General features: G+C 48.5%; 17 protein-coding genes. 10 read left to right on the forward strand and 7 right to left on the reverse strand.

Translation table 11 applies throughout. The annotated features are described in order from the left end of the window. The first annotated feature begins 180 nt into the window (after positions 1-180). The 9 genes from KWJ01_RS05665 to KWJ01_RS05705 all read left to right on the forward strand — a co-directional run bounded on the left by KWJ01_RS05665 (position 181) and on the right by KWJ01_RS05705 (position 7,992). Positions 181-747 (forward strand): RNA polymerase sigma factor, encoded by a 567-nt coding sequence (locus KWJ01_RS05665; protein WP_224995454.1) that lies wholly within the window; start codon positions 181-183, stop codon positions 745-747. Continuing rightward, positions 740-1,549 carry a HEAT repeat domain-containing protein gene (locus KWJ01_RS05670; protein WP_224995455.1) on the forward strand — a complete coding sequence of 270 codons (810 nt, stop codon included), beginning with the start codon at positions 740-742 and terminating at the stop codon, positions 1,547-1,549. The genes KWJ01_RS05665 and KWJ01_RS05670 overlap by 8 nt, the downstream gene beginning before the upstream one ends. A 7-nt stretch (positions 1,550-1,556) precedes the next feature. After that, positions 1,557-2,405 (forward strand): DUF4097 family beta strand repeat-containing protein, encoded by an 849-nt coding sequence (locus KWJ01_RS05675; RefSeq protein ID WP_224995456.1) that lies wholly within the window; start codon positions 1,557-1,559, stop codon positions 2,403-2,405. A 2-nt stretch (positions 2,406-2,407) separates the two neighbouring features. Next, entirely contained in the window at positions 2,408-3,223 is an 816-nt protein-coding gene (locus KWJ01_RS05680; RefSeq protein WP_224995457.1) for a DUF4097 family beta strand repeat-containing protein, read from the forward strand. Between the two features lie 88 nt (positions 3,224-3,311). Then, positions 3,312-3,830 (forward strand): RNA polymerase sigma factor, encoded by a 519-nt coding sequence (locus KWJ01_RS05685; protein WP_224995458.1) that lies wholly within the window; start codon positions 3,312-3,314, stop codon positions 3,828-3,830. Further along, positions 3,814-4,593, forward strand: coding sequence for a HEAT repeat domain-containing protein (locus KWJ01_RS05690; protein WP_224995459.1), 780 nt, complete (start codon positions 3,814-3,816; stop codon positions 4,591-4,593). The genes KWJ01_RS05685 and KWJ01_RS05690 overlap by 17 nt, the downstream gene beginning before the upstream one ends. 69 nt (positions 4,594-4,662) lie before the next feature. Continuing rightward, positions 4,663-5,436 (forward strand): DUF4097 family beta strand repeat-containing protein, encoded by a 774-nt coding sequence (locus tag KWJ01_RS05695; RefSeq protein ID WP_224995460.1) that lies wholly within the window; start codon positions 4,663-4,665, stop codon positions 5,434-5,436. A 5-nt stretch (positions 5,437-5,441) separates the two neighbouring features. Then, positions 5,442-6,137, forward strand: a complete 696-nt coding sequence (locus KWJ01_RS05700) for a DUF4097 domain-containing protein (protein ID WP_224995461.1) — start codon at positions 5,442-5,444, stop codon at positions 6,135-6,137. 196 nt (positions 6,138-6,333) lie between these two features. Further along, positions 6,334-7,992 (forward strand): PAS domain-containing sensor histidine kinase, encoded by a 1,659-nt coding sequence (locus KWJ01_RS05705; RefSeq protein WP_224995462.1) that lies wholly within the window; start codon positions 6,334-6,336, stop codon positions 7,990-7,992. Here the strand turns inward: KWJ01_RS05705 and KWJ01_RS05710 are convergent. Next, positions 7,945-8,823 (reverse strand): UbiA family prenyltransferase, encoded by an 879-nt coding sequence (locus KWJ01_RS05710; protein WP_224995463.1) that lies wholly within the window; start codon positions 8,821-8,823, stop codon positions 7,945-7,947. The genes KWJ01_RS05705 and KWJ01_RS05710 overlap by 48 nt on opposite strands. Before the next feature lie 44 nt (positions 8,824-8,867). Here KWJ01_RS05710 and KWJ01_RS05715 point away from each other — a divergent pair, with 44 nt between their 5' ends. Continuing rightward, positions 8,868-10,100, forward strand: a complete 1,233-nt coding sequence (locus tag KWJ01_RS05715) for a type III polyketide synthase (protein ID WP_224995464.1) — start codon at positions 8,868-8,870, stop codon at positions 10,098-10,100. Positions 10,101-10,219: 119 nt separating this feature from the next. Here the strand turns inward: KWJ01_RS05715 and KWJ01_RS05720 are convergent, their stop codons facing one another. From KWJ01_RS05720 to KWJ01_RS05745, 6 genes are all read right to left on the reverse strand, one after another. After that, a complete protein-coding gene (locus KWJ01_RS05720) occupies positions 10,220-13,150 on the reverse strand; it encodes a PAS domain S-box protein (RefSeq protein ID WP_224995465.1) in 2,931 nt (976 codons plus the stop codon). Positions 13,151-13,236: 86 nt separating this feature from the next. Then, complete coding sequence (locus KWJ01_RS05725; protein ID WP_224995466.1) at positions 13,237-13,830, reverse strand: nitroreductase; 594 nt, start codon at positions 13,828-13,830, stop codon at positions 13,237-13,239. Positions 13,831-13,894: 64 nt separating this feature from the next. After that, on the reverse strand, positions 13,895-14,512 hold the full coding sequence (locus KWJ01_RS05730; RefSeq protein ID WP_224995467.1) for a sigma-70 family RNA polymerase sigma factor: 618 nt from the start codon (positions 14,510-14,512) through the stop codon (positions 13,895-13,897). A gap of 299 nt (positions 14,513-14,811) precedes the next feature. Continuing rightward, positions 14,812-15,879: a DUF4856 domain-containing protein gene (locus KWJ01_RS05735; RefSeq protein ID WP_224995468.1), complete on the reverse strand. Its 1,068-nt coding sequence runs from the start codon at positions 15,877-15,879 to the stop codon at positions 14,812-14,814. Positions 15,880-16,003: 124 nt separating this feature from the next. After that, positions 16,004-16,624: an HAD family phosphatase gene (locus tag KWJ01_RS05740; RefSeq protein WP_224995469.1), complete on the reverse strand. Its 621-nt coding sequence runs from the start codon at positions 16,622-16,624 to the stop codon at positions 16,004-16,006. A gap of 40 nt (positions 16,625-16,664) precedes the next feature. Next, a complete protein-coding gene (locus KWJ01_RS05745; RefSeq protein ID WP_224995470.1) occupies positions 16,665-17,687 on the reverse strand; it encodes a DMT family transporter in 1,023 nt (340 codons plus the stop codon). Positions 17,688-17,720: the final 33 nt, after the last annotated feature.

Here is a 17,720-nt window from a genome sequence, read left to right on the forward strand (position 1 = left end):
GCTCCTTTAGTGGCGGTGCTCCTGTTTTCTTTTTTTTATATGGTGTTTTTGTTTGCAGCACAGCCGGTTACGGCGCTATGCAACCGCTGGTCAAGATAGAATTGCTGCTTTTATTAAAAAAATATAGCTAGCAGCTGTAATGTTTAGACAAAGGTGGAGTTTACCCTAGCGCAAAACAAAATGGAACAGAACACCCTTAGCGATAACCACCTGATGTTGCAGGTAAAAGAGGGCCGGACCTCCTGCCTGGGCTTGCTGTTTGAGCGGCACCATAAACCGCTGTATGCCTTTTTCTTCAGGCTTACACGCGATGGCGACCTCAGCGAAGATCTTACCCAGACGGTGTTTTATCGCATACTTAAATATAAGCATACCTTTTTGGGGAAGGGTGCCTTTACTGCCTGGATGTTCCACATGGCCCGCAACATAATGGCAGATCACTGGCGAAAGAACAAGCGTGAAGGGCAGCGCGACGATTTAGCCAAGATTGAAGATACCGCAGAGAGCAGTTATGGACCTGCAACCGACCGGGAAGAAGAGGTAAGCCTGCTGCAGAAAGCCCTGCTGCAGATGAGTGATGAAAAGCGTGAGCTGCTGGAGCTAAGCAAGTTTCAGGGGCTTAAGTACAAGGAAATTGCAGACATGACAAACAGTACGGAAAACAATGTGCGGGTAAAGGTTTTCAGGGCCATTCAGGAGCTTAAAACCATTTATGCACAGCTAGACGAGGAGGTGCAACATGATTGATGATAAATACATACCCCTGGTGATGGACTACCTGGAGGGGCAGCTAAGCGCGGCACAGCAGCAGGAGCTGAAAGAACTGCTGGAAAAAGGCATACTGCAGGAACAGGAGCTAAAGGAGTACAGCAATATGCTGCAGCAGATGGAGGCACTGCCTCAGCCTGAGCCCAGCTCCCGCCTGCGCAATAACTTTTATACCATGCTGGCCGCTGCAGAAGCCGAAGAAAAAGCGCCAGGCTTTTTGCAAAAGCTGCAGGAACGGCTGGGGCGGTTCTTCTGGTCGGGCAATGTGCAGGCTGGTAGTGTGCTGGCAGGTGCGCTGCTGCTAATTATAGGGGTTGGCATAGGTTACTGGCTGCGGCCGGTGCAGGTATACGAGCAGCAGATAGGCCAGCTCCAGCACCAGCTACTGGAAATGCAGCAGGTTGCCCTGCTAAGCCAGCTGGAGCAAAACTCTGCGACCGAACGCTTAAAGGCGGTAAACCTCAGCCAGGAGCTGCCCGAGGCCGATCAGCAGGTAATTAAGGCCCTGCTCAACACCCTCAACAGCGACCCCAGCATTAATGTGCGCCTGGCAGCCATAGAGGCACTTCATACCCATGCCAGCCATCCGCTGGTGCGCGAGGGCCTGGTGCGCTCCTTTGAGTACCAGGAGTCGCCGCTGGTGCTAATAGCCCTGGCCGAAGAGGTAGCAGCCCTGCAGGAAAAGCGGGCCGTGGCCCCCATGCAAAAGCTGCTGGAAGAAAAAGAACTTGACAGTACTGTAAAACAACAAATAAATCAGAGCATTAACATTTTACTTTAATATCATCATGAAAAATACCTTTTTAACCCTACTGATACTTGCAGTATGCACGGTGTATGCTTTTGCACAAAGTGCGGGTACAATCACTGAATCGCTAAACCTGCCCCAGAATAGCAGCCAGTACACCATAAAAGTTATGAACCTCAATGGAAAGGTAGATATTCAAGGGCACAGCGGCACTGCAGTGGAGATGAAAGCCAGCAAAACGGTAGAAGCCCGCCGCAATGCCGACCAGCTGGAGCAGGAATGGAAACTGGTATTCCGCCAGGAGGGAAACACTGTGTTAGTATATGCCGATGGCCCGGGTGTAACAGTAAAGCAAAACAGCAGTGGCAACTGGAGCTACAGTGTAAACAACGACTCCAAAGATGGAATGGTGAAGTTCGATATTGAGCTACGGGTGCCAGATGCCGCCGTGGTGCAGGCTTCCACCATCAATGCGGGTGATGTAAGCATGCAGAACCTGCAGAGCGATGCCGAAGCCACCAATGTGAACGGAGCCGTGCGGCTTACCAACATGAACGGCAATGTAAAGGCCACAACTGTAAATGGCGATGTGGAAGTGCAAAGTAAAAAAGCACCCAGTATCGATACTAAATTTACCACCGTAAATGGTGCTGTCAGGCTTACCTACCCGCCGCAACTGGCAGCCAACATACAGTATACCTCTGTATCTGGAGATTTCTATACTGATTTTGATGTAACAGCATCGCCCCTGAAAGAAGAAAAAAGGAATGGCGGCGGCACCTACTATAAAGTTGGCGGTAAAAGTGCACTACAAGTTGGCCAGGGTGGCCCTAAAATAAAAATTACCACCGTTAACGGTGATATGTTCCTGAAGAAAGGAGATAACTAACAATGAAAACGCGCACGATATGCAACATGCTGCTGGCTTTACTATTCCTCTACCTGCCGGCAGCCGCTCAGCAAGATTCCGACCAGATAGCCATACCGCTTTCCGAACCTGGTAAAGCAGGCAAGCTAAGTGTGCAATCACTGAATGGCGGAATAAGGGTTGAGGGATACAATGGTAAAGAAGTGGTAGTACGCTACACCTCGGGTGGTAATCGCAGAAACAACAGTAAGCCGGAGATGGCCAATGGCATGCGCCGTGTTTCTGATAATAACATGGGCCTCGATATAAAAGAAGAGCGCAATGAGGTTGATGTAAAGGTAAACAGCTGGATGAGTAAGGCCGACCTTACCATTTTAGTGCCCCGTAATTTCAGCCTTCACCTGCGCACTGTTAACGACGGCCTTATAGAGGTAAAAGATGTACAGGGCGAGCTGGACATCAGCAATGTGAATGGTTCGGTTTTGTTGCACAATATATCGGGAGCTGCCGTGGTAAATACCGTTAACGGGGAAATAGAAGCTTTCTTTGCTGATACGCCACCCAATGCGCCAATGTCTTTTACCAACATTAACGGGCAAATACAGATAAAACTGCCTGCTGATGCAAAATTTAACGTAAAGGCCAGGTCGCAGTTTGGCGATGTGTATACCAACTACGATATGAAGATGAAGCAGGAAGAGGTTCGTGCAGAATCTACATCTTCAGGAGGTACATATCGTGTTAAAATAGATAACTGGGTGCAGGGAGAAGTGAACGGCGGCGGACCGGAGATCTATGTGAAGAGCCTTAACGGCACCATCTATATTCAAAAGAAATAGCAGCCTGTAAACAGCGTACTGAAGCGAAGGAAAATTCCTTCGCTTTTTTTTGTAATGCTTGTGCCACTCGGTCGTCATGTTAGCAGATATGGAGCTAGAGAATTTCCACAACAAGGTATTACCCGCCAAAGACCGGCTTTACAGAGTGGCTTACTGGATGCTGAAAGACAGCGCCGAAGCCGAAGATGTACTGCAGGAGGGCATGCTGCGCCTGTGGCTTTACCGGCAAAAGCTATTGCTGTGCCATAATGTTGAGGCTTTTGCTATTCGCACCGTGCGCAATCTTTGCCTCGACAGGCTAAAATCTAAAGCCTATAAAAACCGGCAAAGCCTGGAGGGGCTGGAGTATTCCGAAAGTGGGGCGGCCAGTCCGCACCAGCAGACAGAAGCTGCCAACCACAACGACGTACTGATGCGGCTGATGCAAACCCTGCCTGAGCAGCAGCAATGGCTCCTAAGGCTGCGGGAGGTGGAGGAGCTCTCTTACGAGGAAATTGAAGAAGTTACCGGCATGCAGGTTAATGCCATACGGGTAGCCCTCTCCAGGGCCAGAAAAACATTAAGAGAACAATTTATTAAAGTGAGCAGCTATGAAAAACTGGGATAGTGTACGCGAATTGCTTAGCCGCTACTACGAGGGCGAAACTACTGTTACCGAAGAAAAAAACCTGCGAGAAGCATTGCAGGAGGCGGATCTGCCACAAGACCTGCAGCTGGAAGCTAAATTACTTGGCTGGCAACAGCAGGAGCAGGCTGTTAAAGCACCTGTTACGGTGCAGGAAATACTATCTAAACTACCTGCGGAAGACGAAAAGCCTGCACACAAATTAGAGAGGCGCAGTAGTTGGCCGGTGGTCTGGCAGATAGCCGCTGCAGTTAGCCTGCTGGTGCTGGGCTTTGCCGCCGGTAAGTTAACCACCAGTCAGCCAGATGCGCCGCTTGCTACAGAAACTGCTACCGAGCTTACAGCCATGCGGCAGGAGTTAAGCTCCCTGAAGGAAATGCTGCAGAATGGCAGCAGTACCAGCCAGCGCCTGCAGGCTGTAAGTGTAGCCTCAGAGGCACCCAGTGCAGATACAGAGCTGCTGCTGGCACTTATTGAAACCATGCACTTTGATGATAACGTGAATGTACGAATGGCCGCTGTGGAAGCCCTGATTGGTTACCGGCAGCACCCGCGGGTACGCCAGGCGCTTATTCATTCCCTAACCATACAGAAAGACCCTAATGTACAGATCATGCTCATTCAGGGACTTACTGCCATGCAGGAGAAAGAGGCGGTGCCTTATATGCAGGAAATGCTCCGGCAGGCCGATTTGCAGCAGGTAGTACGCCAGCAGTTACAGAAAAGTATATCAATACTCATTTAGGATTCTGGATCGATCAATCACACATATTCAAACCGTTTCTATTATCTAATTTTTAAATCAGAACATCACATGAAATATAAGATTCTTCTACTCCTGCTTGCTGTGGCCGGTCCTGTAATGGCGCAGGAATTTAAGCAGAAAGTAGCTGCCGGTCAGCAGGTGAAAATACAGTACCACAAGGCCGATATACGTATTGAAGGCTACAAGGGCAGCGAAATAGTAATCCAGGCATCTGGTTACGAGGCCCCGCCGGAGCGTGCAAAAGGTCTGCGCTCTCTCTACAACAGCTCTGTAGATAACACAGGTATAGGCCTTGCTGTAGAAGCAAAAGAGGGAGTACTGCTGGTGCGTGAGGCAAGCCAGACTCCTGGCACCTACGTTATCAGGGTACCGGAAGGCTCCCGCCTTAGCATTGAAGATATGAACTGGAGTGGCGGCAACATATCTGTAAAAGGCATGCGGGCAGAGCTGGAGGTGAAATCCCTGGATGCTGAAATTAATCTAAGCGATGTATCCGGTCCGGTAGTAGCTAACAGCACCAGCGGCGATATCAATGTTGCCTTCAGCGAATACAGCCAGTCAGGCCCCAGCATGATCAGCTCAGTGGCGAGTGAGGTGGATATCAGCATGCCTGCCAGTGCCAAAGCAGACCTGGTGCTAAGCTCTGTAGCGGGCGAGATATTTACAGACCTGGACCTGCAGATGCAGAACCGGAATGGGCAGGAGGCAAACATGCAGCATTTAGGCGGGGGCAACAGTACCATCAGGGCCACTTTAAATGGGGGTGGCGCTGCCTTAACCATCAGAAGCACCAGCAGCAATATTTACCTCCGTAAACGCTAACCCTTATGAAGAAGCAATTATTTTTTCTGCTATTGGCGCTGGCACCCCTTTGCCTGCAGGCTCAGCAAGTTGTTAATGAGCGCTGGCCACTGCCCGCAAATAAACCAGTTAACTTAAAACTCGATCATGCCAGCAGCATAGCGCTCAGGGGCTGGGATAAGCCCGAGGTGGAGATTAAGGCAGTAGTGCAAATAAACGGAGGCCGCGATAATGATGCTTTCAAGCTCACCGGCACAGATGCTGCAGCTGGTTTGCAGATCACTTCCCTGGTTGATGAAGAACAGCTTAGCGGTTCATCTGCTGAAGACTGCAACGGCAGCCAGTCGATCTGGAGGTACGATTCAGATAATGTAAACAGGAACATTTGTCTGGAAATCAGCTTTGAGGTCTGGCTTCCTCATTCAGCAGTGGTTAAGCTCGAAACCATAAGCGGCGATGTAACGGCAACAAACCTGCGCGGCAGCCTTGATCTGAAAAGTATCAGCGGCTTTATTGATGTAAGCATGGCACCGGCCCAGCAGGCAGAGTTAACAATGAAGTCTGTTACAGGGGAACTCTACACCGACCTGGATTTGCAAATCCTCAATAAAAAAGATGAGATACCGATCGTTGGCTATGAAATGAAAGGCAAGCTGGGCAATGGTGGTACGCCTGTTCGCCTGGAGACAATCAGCAGTAATATTTACCTGCGCAAAGAGTAGCAGCAACGCCAATTGTATAAAAAGATCAGACCTAAGCCTGTTGCCGGGCTTAGGCTTCTGTGTTTAAACAATTTTTACTTTGTTCTGATTTAGAATTTAAGTATTCTTAAAAAATATATTATTTTTCTGTAATATTTGTTGGTGCTAACGTAAGGCCCTGGCCAAAGCGCTTATTTTTTAATGCCCCCCTCTAAGCATGGATTACAGTACTCTGGATGGAAATAAATTGATTCAGCACCTAAGCGTGGGTACTGGATTCGGCATGTTCATATTCAACAAAGACTTCATTATATCAGAATGGAACAGGTACATGGAAGAATGTACCAGCATATTGCAAAGGGACATCAGGGGCAGGGCGATTTCTGAGGTATTTTCTCTGAATAAGCAGGAAGGTACGGAGTATTACCGGAAAGCACTGGCGGGGGAGTCATTCAGGCTGGAAGATATGCTGCTAAGCCCCCGGAAAGCTGAACTGGAACCAAAAAAACTTGATCTTCACTTTTTTCCATTAGAAGGAGAAAAAGCCATTGAACAGGTTATGGTATTTGGCTTTTGTACCGACTATGCAGGCGGCAAAAAGCCCCGTAACCTGATGCAGGCAACCCTTAAAACCATAAACGATTTTCTGCGGTTTGCTCCCATTCCGGTTTTTATTGTAGACACTGAGCTTAACATCAAGCTCGCCAATAAAGCTTTCAATAAGCTCTTAAATGTAAAATCTGGAACAGGAACTATCAGCACTTTAAAAGATTTTGTGCCTTCAGATCTTTATGAACATTTCAGATTGCATGTTGAGCGGGTAATTAATGGCGGACAGCCTCTTTTACTAACAGAAGAGTACAAGCTTCCGACAGGCCGGAGGTACTTTTACACCATTTTTTTTCCGGTAGAGAACAGCTATGGTGCCACCAATTCCATAGGGGGGTATATTATTGATCTTACCAAAGAAGTAGAGCAGCAGGAGCAAAACAAGATTTTGCTTAGCGAAACCCTGCGCCTCAATGAAATGCTGCATATGCAGAACCAGGCGCTGCAGCAAAGCAAAACAGAGCTCGACAGTACCAATAAAGCACTTCAGGAGCAGAAACAAGATTTACAGCAGCTGGTAGAAGAACTCTCTGATCGTAACTATGAGCTGGATCAGATCATGTACAAAACCTCCCATGATTTGCGGTCGCCCTTAACCTCCATTCTGGGCTTATTAATGTTGGCCAGGCAGGAAACCGATGTAGCCAAGATACAGGAGTACCACACGTACATCGAAAACAGGGTGCACAAGCTGGATGATTTTGTGAAGGCAATGCTCTCCTACGCCAAAAGCAGCCGTACCGAAATTACGCTGGGTAGTATTGAATGGGATCAGCTGCTGGATGATGCCCTGGAGCACGTACACTACCTGGAACACTTCAGCAGAATAAATAAGCAAGTCAACATCAATACCGAGCTTTACAGCTTTCAGAGCGACAGGGTAAGGGTTAGTATGATCTTAAATAACCTGATTGGCAATGCTATTAAGTATGCTGATTTAAGAAAGCCAGAACCTTATGTGCACGTAACAATTCACAATACCGCCAAAGGGGCCAGTATAGAGGTAGAAGACAATGGCATAGGCATTTCTCAGGAGTACATTGACAGGGTGTGGGATATGTTCTTCAGGGCTACAGACCGTTCCGAAGGCTCTGGCCTGGGGCTTTACATTGTAAAACAGACAGTAGAGCGGCTAAAGGGTAAGATTCACATAGAAAGCCAGGAAGGAAAGGGAACATCTGTAGTTGTTTTCCTGCCGCACCTCACCAGGCAGCAACGCTTAAAAACGATCAGGCCAAATAAGCATACTCGCAAAAAAGACATTTAAGCTGCAGGCCGACAGGGTGTTCAGCAGCATGGCCTTTTTAAAACTTACTGCATTTTCGTTATGGTAGGCCAGCAGTAGCCAGTGGAAAAAATAAATAAAGACCGGCAACAGCATCAGCTGAAAAGCTACTCCACGCCAAAGGGTGTGAAACTGGAGAAAGTAAATCCAGAATGCGATGTTTGCAATGGTAAAAGCCGCAGCAGTAAAAAAGAAGGTGCCTTTAACCCCCAGTAGTAAGCTAAGGGTGTGGTCGCCACGGCGGGCATCTTCGTGGTGCTGGTAAATCTGTGTCATGGGGTAGGAGCCCCAGAGCAGCAGCGTGGTAAGGCATGCAGCCAGTACGGTTTTAACCTCCCAGAACTCTGCCAGGCTGCTGCCGGTAATGCCTATGTAGGCCATGGCAAATGTAAAAAAGCCCTGGAAAAAGCCTGCTACCCACCAGCTGGCAAAAGGGCGCTTTTTAAGGCGGATTGACGGATGGCTGTAGGCGCGAGATACGGCGCTGTATATAGCGGCCATTATAGCAAACACAGGGCCGGCCAGCCACCAGCCTATAACCAGGGCCAGCAGGTCAAGTACATTGGCTGTAAAATAAAGCTGCCGGCTTACCGGTGGTGGCTTCTCAAGGCCGCCAATGCTCTCTTCGTCCCGATCGAAATAACTGTTATAACCATTGCTTGCCGGATATAATAACAGGTGCAGGCTAACAAATACACCTATTGCTGGTATTATATGTACAGCTTCTGCCACCGCAAGAGCAAACAGGTAAACGGGCAACAGATAAAAAGAAAAGGGAATGCGCAAATGCAGCAAGGTAGATTTCTTGATCATGGCCCTTCCGGTTTAAAAAGCATAAGTTAAGGAATTTTTAAAATATGACCGCATACATCTCGGCATTAGGTACAGCAACCCCTCCGCATAAAATACCACAGGCCGATGCTGCCCGCTTTATGGCAGAAGCCATGGCATTAGGCCCTGCAGACAAACGCAGGTTACAGGCTGTTTACCGGGCCAGTGGCATCAGGCACCGCTATTCTGTGCTGGAAGATTACAACAGGTCTTACGGCTATTACAGCTTTTTCCCTAATACCGAAAACCTGGAGCCCTTCCCGACCACGCAACAAAGAATGTTTATTTATAATGCAGAGGCTCCGGCCCTGGCAGCAGCAGCAGCTAAAAAATGCCTGGAACAGGTATCAGATGTAGCCCTCGGTGATATAACACATCTTATAACGATAAGCTGCACCGGCATGCAGGCGCCAGGCCTGGATATATCGCTGGTGCAGGCCCTGGGGCTGAAAAGCTCTGTGAGCCGTACCTGCGTTTATTTTATGGGCTGCTATGCCGCTATCAATGGCCTGAAGCTGGCGGCCAGTATTTGCCAGGCAGATGCCGGCAGCAAGGTGCTGGTGGTATCGGTAGAGCTGTGTACCCTGCACTTTCAGAAAAAGCACGATGACGATAACCTCCTGGCAAATGCTCTTTTTGGCGACGGTGCCGCAGCTGTGCTGGTAGAAGGTAAGGAGCGCCCGGGCGTACAGCTTGCCCTGGAGCAGTTTTATTGCGATCTGGCACTGGATGGCCTGGAGGACATGGCCTGGCATATTGGCGATACGGGCTTCGAAATGAGGCTTTCTACCTATATACCGGCATTTATAAAAGGAGGGGTAGAGCAGCTGCTCCGGGGTTTGCTTGGTAAAATACCGCATGTAGAAAAAGAGGATCCGCTTTTTGCCGTACACCCGGGGGGCAGACGCATCCTGGAGGTAACAGAAGAAGCCCTGGGCCTGCAAAGACATGACAACCGCTACTCCTATGCCGTGCTGCAGGAGTATGGAAATATGTCGTCGGCCACAGTTTTATTTGTTCTGAAGGAGATCTTTGATGAGGCAGCCCGGGTGGAGGAGTTTGTTTCTTCTCCGGAGCTGAGTACTGCGGAAAAGCAGGCAGGGAGTAGCAGTGAAGATATTGAAGCTGTTAACATAGCCAGCGCCGCTATTAGCGGTGCTGGCCAGGCAAATACGCTTGAGGGGCGCCCGGTGATTAGCTTTGCTTTTGGCCCCGGCCTTACCCTGGAGAGCATGCTGCTAAGAGTAATTAAAAACTAATAAAGCCATAGCAGCAGACGCAGATAAACCTGGCAGATCGGCAGAAGCAACAAACAGCCAGCAGGCTTGCCTAACTATAATTTTAGCTGCCGGCATATACTGTTCCGGAGGCTGGTTGCTTAGCTTTCAAAATTCTTCAGAAACAGGCGGAATGTGGTGCCCTCTCCGGGTTTGCTGATTACCTCTATTTTTCCACCTGTTTTAGTTACAATATTGTTGATGAGGTGCAGGCCAATACCTTTGCCGCTTGCCTTTTGGGTAAAGCGCTGAAAGGGCCTGAACAGCTTGTTTTTATATTTTTCCACATCTATGCCAATACCGTTATCAGAAAACTCCAGGAGCTTATACCCGCGGTAGGTACGGCAACTGATCCTGATGATTAGCTTTTCATTTTCTTTTCTGTACTTAATGGCATTGCTTAACAGGTTTCTGAAAAGGCTCTCGAGGTAAAATGGTATAAACACGATATCGGGGCAATTCTGAAAGTTTGCCTGTATTTCGTGAGGCACCTCCTGCAGGCGCTCCTGTAGCTCCTGATGTACCATGCTGAAAACCTCTCTGAAGTTGAGTGTTTTTGCCGGACTTTGCCGCAGGCTCTGCAACTCAATGGAATGGATCATGGCCTGCAGGGTATTGTCCAGGCGGTACAGGCTGGTTTCCATAGACTGTATAACCTTGCCGTTCTTTTCCCTGCCATTATCGCGTAGTAACTGTAGCAGGCCCTTCATGTTGGCAACCGGCGAGCGCAGGTCGTGGGCAGCTGCATGTACAAAATTATCCAGGTACTGGTTTATCTGGTTCAGGCGTTCATTCTGTGTTTGCAGCCTTTTACGCTGCAGCTTGTTTTCATGAATATCGGTGCAGGAGCCAAACCATTTGCTAACATTACCCTGTGCATCTGTAACAGGCACGCCCCTGGCTAAAAACCAGCGGTAGCGGCCGCTTTTGTGACGCAGCCTGTACTCTACCTGGTATTGGGTGCGGGAGGCAATGGCTTTATTCCAGGTTTTCTGTGTGCGGCTTGTATCCTCCGGATGCACATACTTTATCCAGTCCCACCCATTGCTGATGGTTTCATCTTCGCCGGTATAGTCAAACCACTTTTTGTTGAAGTAGGTGGCACGCCCATCGGCATGGGTAGTCCAAACAATATGGGGCAGGCTTTCTGATATGGTTTTAAACTCTTCTGCCGCCAGCCGCTCCAGTTCACCTGCAATTTTAGCCTCGTGTACATCACTAATAATGCCTATCCACTTAATTGCTGAGTGCTGGTAGCTGTACAATGGTACGGCCCGGGCAATATGCCAGCGGTATAAGCCATGCCTGTTGCGCAGGCGCAGCTCCAGCTGCAGTCCGGGAGCCTTAAACCGTACAGCTTCAAACCACTGCTGCATGCTGCAGTCAAAGTCGTCCGGGTGAATCACCCTTTTCCAGTCAACTTTGTCGGCCCTGGTATGCGGCAGGTTGGTGTATTTGAAAAAAGCAGTATTGAGGTAGTCGATCTGCCCGTCGGGGCGGGCAGTAAAAATTGTCTGGGGCAGGTTTTCGGCCAACACCAAAAATTCACGCGCATCTTTCAGCTCTTTCTCTATCAGCCTTTCCCTGCTTGTGTTTATGGTTCTTGAGGATGCCCCAATTAGTTGTCCCTGCTCATCGCGGATCGGGGAAAAGTTTATTTCATAGTAATTACGCTCCCTATCCGGATGGCCAAACTCCTGCTGAATGCTAAACTCCTCTCCATTCAGGGCTCTTTCCCAGAGGTCGTTTGCATTCTTTAGCTCTTCCGGATACTCTGCCAGCAGATCTGTTATGTTTTGCTTTAGCTTAACCTCTGCTCCAAAGATCTGCTGCATTTCTTCTGCAAAAGCAGCGTTAAACGCAATCAGTCTTTTATCGGTGTTGAAGGCACAAATAATATCCTTAGTACCTTCTATGATCGCGCGCAACCTGGCGTTCGCCTGCTCCAGGTCTTTTTCTTTCTGGGCCAGCTCTGTGATATCACGCGTAATCACCAATACACTGGCTATCTCGCCACCCTCATCAAGTTCGGGCACCAGCAGGCTGTATATATCTCTTATTTCCTGCTTGGGCGACTTTACTTTGCCGGCATAGGTTTGCATCTGGCCGGTCTGCAGGGCTTTCTGCAGCTTGTTTTCAAAGCCATCCCAGCTGGGGTCAGGAAAGTTGGTGTCGCCAATACTTTTGCCCAGGTATTCAGATGATTTTTTGCCGGTGAAGTTTTCTATGGCAGGGTTGGCAAACAGATACCGAAGCTCCTGGTCAAAGCGTGTGATAACATCAGGAATATTTTCAGCAAGCGTATACCACTGCTGGTCAGGTTGTTTTCTGTGCGATATATCATTGCCCTCTATAAACAGGTGCTCAAGCTGCCCCTGCTGATCATAGATAGGCTTTATGCTGAATTTACCATGAAAGCTAAGACCGTTGTACCTTATGATCCACTCCTGCAGATCTACCTGCTCTCCTGCAGCGGCCCTTTGTATGGCCTCCCTGATCCTTGTCGTATTGTGGCTGGTTTCCCTAAAGCAGGTGCTCTCCCAGAGGGGTTTGTCCCATACTTCTTCTTCCTCATGGCCTAAAAACTTCTTGCTGATTTTATTTAGCTCCCTGATGTTGCCTTCGGCATCCAGCAGTACCATAAAAAGGGAGGTGTGATCGAAAAAGGCACGGTATACTGGTTCTTTACAGGTGGCAGCCGTGCTTATGAGTGCGGCACCGGCATCGGCAGACTGTATATGCCTGATGCTCTCCTGCACCCATTCGTAGGTGCCGTTTCTGGTTAAAATGCGGTAGGTTAGGTTTCTTTCCTGGTTAAGAGCCAGCTTGAGTGCAGACCTGCGGCGGGGCTGGTCGTGTGGGTGCAGCAGCGACTGCCACTGCCGTGGTGTTAATGTATCTTCAAAACCAACAAGCCTGCTGCAGGCGGGGGCAAAGGCATACCGATCCCCCTCCAGGCTCTGCCACCAATGCAGGCCAGGTAACTGATCTAACAGTTGGGTGTAGACATAGAGTTGTAAACCCTGCTCCATAATAGGGTGCTGTACCTGTAGGCACGCGAAAAAAAATAGTGTCGGCTACTCTTGCAATAGTACGGGAGCAGGCATGCAAGGTTGGCTTACTCTTTCACCCACCTTACTTTGTCGGCAATGGGGCTGCGCCGCCCTGCAGGCCAGTCGTTTTTGGGGATGCCCAGGTAAAGGAAGCCCAGGAGCTTGTCGTTAGGCTCAAGACCAAAGAATGACAGTGCCTCCAGCCGGTAGGTAATGCCGCCACTGCCCCAGTAGCAGCCAATGCCATAGGCGGCAGCGGTGAGCCACATGTTTTGAACGGCGCAGGCTACTGCTTCTACCTCTTCAATTTCCGGTACTTTTCCCTTTGGGTCACGTTTTAAGCCTATACTAATCACATGTGAGCACATGAGTGGGGTATCGAGCAGCTTCTGATGTTTGCTTTCCACATAGCTGCCCTCCTCCATGGCAAACTGCTTGTAGAGGTCTGCCTGAAAATTAGCAAGTTTCTGAAGTCCTGTTTCTGTAAACACTGTAAACCGCCATGGTTCGGTAAGGGCATGTGTGGGTGCCCAGTTGGCGTTTTCCAGCAATTGTTCTATAACTGCATCATCTATACGTTCGCCGGAAAAGCTTACCGGGTAAACAGCACGGCGGTAGCTAATGAGGTGATTAATCTCCTGGGTATCAAACTTCTTCATGCACTAAGCAGAAACAAAAAAACAGGTGAATTGAAAAAAAATAGAACTTGCTCCCTGACAGGAGCTATTCGCTGAACGGCATTTTACGCTTGAAGTCTTCTTTGAGATTATCTACCAGCTCGAGAAAGGAGCCATTACGGCAGGAATCCAGAAAAGTATTCAGTGTTTGCCTGTGCTGATCCATGTTGAATGAGAACCGTACTTTCTCCTGCTGTAACTTAGCCTGTGCACGGCAAAAGAGCTGGCGGCAGTTGTCTTTCTTCTTTTCTACAATTTCAGCAATTTCTGCGTAATCGTAGTTAAAGACTTCCCTGAAAAGATAAACTGTACGCTCAGAAGGCTCCAGCTTTTGCAGCAGCACCTTTAAAGCCTCAGATACTTCTCCCTCACGCTCAACAAAATTGATGTTGATGTCAAAATGAGCGATCCATTCGGCATGGAGCAGCGGGTCCAGTAGCTCTTCGGCACTGTGACGCAACTGCTTAAGGTGGTTAAGGCAGTTGTTGATAACAGAGCGTACCAGGTAGGCCTTTAAGTTTTCAATTACTTTAGGGGGCTGGCTCAAAAACTTAAGGAAGGTATCCTGTACGATATCCTCTGCATCCATTATGTTTTTTACCATGCGCTGAGCAATGGAAATCAACAACGGCTGGTATTGTATAATGGCGGCTTCGTATGACATAGCAGCAACTTACGCTCCTTAAAAGCAAATCAACACTTTACAGTAAACAAATATAGATGAAATATCTAATATAAGGATGGCTCCTCCTTTACTTAAACTGTAAGCTATGGTATAAGTTCCTTCCACTGGAAGGAAAAATTCCCGGGCCAGGATAGCCCCTGAAATGGCTGGTTAACAAAGTTGCATCAGCACACATGCTGACGCTTTTTACTTTTACACTGCAATAAACCTGAAAAGTACCTGCTACTGCAGCAACACGGGCACTCTTTATTCCCAACGTATTTTATGTTCTGCAGCTATCATAAGTTCTGCATTTGAGCATCGGTAAAACCATACACCTCCTGTAGCAGGGCCCTGGCTTGTTCCAGTTCTTCAAAGCTCGCCTCTGCGGGATTAGCCCCTAACAGGGCTGTTAGCTCATTGCCGCTTATCCTGCTGGCCGGGTTGTATCGTAATGCCTGTGCAAAAGCACTGCTCTCGGACCAGCTGTGGTAATAGGCGCCGGTGTTATTTTCGCGTTTTGCTTTGATGGTAGCATTAATGCTGTGCACCACATTTGCAGCAGCGAGTAAATCCCATTTTTCCCTGATGGTAGCAATTGCTTCGTTGCGGGCAATCAAATCATTACGGTTAATAGCAGCACGTCCGCTGATGAAAGCATCCATGATATCCTGCCGCACATCTAGCTGGCTGGCATGCTGATTGGCATATCTTCCCCAGAACCAGGCATTTTTAGCATATGCAGTGTCTTGGGCCATACCATCGGTGGCGGGAAAATCATTAGGTACACCAAAATAACCAAAAGCCTGGTCCCAGTGGTACTGCATGGCAGTGCCCTTGCCTTCGGTAACTTTTGTGTTATCTGCATTCATTTTTTCCTCACCTAAATACACGGCTGTTGCCTGCCAGTACAGGATGGAACCCACCAGGCCTTTTGCCAGTATTTCGGCAGGCTCAATGCCTTTTTCTGTAACCAGATATGTATCTACAACCTGGGCCGGGTTGCCACTTAATGTTTCAATCTGCTTGAAAAGAGCGGTAACCTTTGCTTTTGTAGTGCCTGTTGTATCGGTTGATGTAACAGAGGACAGATTTTTATCGGTTCCGAACAGTTTGCCGCTATTCTCATAGATAGCAGTTAAGTCGGCAGCTGTTACCCTGGTTTTTCCATCAGCGGCGCCTGCTTTTTTTATCAAAGAGTCCAGTAGCAGTATGCGTTGCTGCTGACCACTTACATCTACATTTTCAAAATTATAACTCTGGGGAACAGCGGGGGTACTGGTAAAAAGATCTTCTTCATCACAGGCAACGGCCAGTAAGCCGGCAGTGAGTGTAAATAGTATATAATGATTCAGTCGGCGAAGCATACTGTGGGTTCAGATGGAAATAGTATAACAGGAGCAAAGCTATGGACAGTGTGTAATTATTTCTAATCAAACGCTATGCTTTTCTTATGTACCTGTGAATAAAATCAATATAGGGGCCTGCAGGTTAATCTGGCTGATAGAGAACCGGCTTGCCATTCTTCATCAGGTAAGCCTTTTCTGCCAGTTCAAAAAGGGCTTCTTCCTGGTCGGAGTAGGTCTCTATAAGCTTGTATGGCCTGCCGGCAAAATGTTCATTGAGCCGGCGCACTTTTTCCTCGTCCTTAAGTGCCTTGCCTTTTATCTTGTAGGTACCTTTTTCGTAGCGGGTTTGGGTAGCCATCCAGGCGTCTGCCTGCAGCTGTTTTTCAAAAAGAGGAGCCACGTACACATCAAAGCCGCCTGTAATAAAAATAATTTGTACGCCCTGTGCCCGTAGTTCTTTTATGCGCTGCAGCAGGGGCTCGTTAAAATGATCGTCCCATTCTACCTCCCAGAACTGGCGGGCATATTTGTGCACCTGCTCCGGGGGGAGCCCATCCAGGTACTTGAAGAAGTTCTCCTTGAATTTGGTTTTATTGATGAGCTTCAGCTTTTTCATCAGCCCATAAACAGACAACTGCAGGATGTTTAGTAGCTTATAATTTTTCTTGTAGCAAATGAATTTGAAAAACTCATCTTTTGATGATTTGCGATAAACCGTTTGGTTAAGATCGAAAACCGCTACTTTAACCGGCTCCTGCGCCATATGCTGATTTATGTTTCATAAACCAACGAGCATCAGTGGCTTAGAGTTTTGGCTTTGCTTGTTTAGGGCGCTGGTTAGCTATGTAAACTCCGGCAATAACGGCAGCCATGCCTACAAAGTGCATTGGCAGCAGCACTTCGCCATCCAGCACCCCTACTATTACAGCTACAATAGGTATAAGGTAGGTGGTGAAGGAGGTAAACATAGGTGTGGTCATTTGCACCAGGCGGTTAAACAGAATAAGGGCGATGGCCGTGCCAATTACGCCAAGTGTAACCACTGCCAGCAACGACCAGCCTGCGGTTGGCTGTGTTTGCAGGTGGTAAGTAAAGTCGGTAAAACCAAACAGGTACACTACTGCACCTGGCATCACAAGCGCCAGAGAAACCGCCGTAATTACTACCGGCCTTAAGCTGCCCAGGTAAGCTTTAATAATGTTAAGGTTAAGGCCGTAGCAAAGTGTTGCCAGAATAACCAGAAATGCATAGAAGTTAATGCTGCCTAACTCGCCACCGGCTTTGGCCAGGGCCAGCACAATAGAGCCAACAAAGCTGATGGCCAGGCCTACTGCATTACGCACGGTAAACTTATGACCAAAGAAAATGGCACCTATTACCACCACAAACAGGGGTGTGAGGGCATTGAGAATACCCGTAACGCTGGATGAGAGCTGTGTTTGAGCCTTGGCGAATAAAAAGGCAGGAATAAAAGAACCCACCAGGCCAATAACCAGCAGCAGCATGCGGTTGCGCCCATTGAGCCCGCCTATATGTTTCAGGGCAATGGGCAGCAGGGCAAGGCCGGCGGCAATAATGCGCAAAGCACCTACCTCGCCTGCACTATAGGCTAGTAAAGATTTTTTTATCAGAATAAAAGAGTTACCCCAGATAATGGCCAGCAGTATCAGCAGGGCCCAGGCCACAACTTGTTTGTTAGAGCGAAGATTACCAAAACGTGTCTGGGTAGATTGCCCATTCTTATGCACAGCATTTACATGCGGGGCATCTCCATGCGGGGCATCCTCATGCAGGGAATCCCTGGGCTGGATTTCTTTAGTCTGCATCTTGTTTGTGTGGGCCTCCTCAGGCTTTGTCTC

The sequence above is a fragment of the Cesiribacter sp. SM1 genome (genome assembly GCF_020178975.1).
Classification (GTDB): Bacteria; Bacteroidota; Bacteroidia; order Cytophagales; family Cyclobacteriaceae; genus Cesiribacter.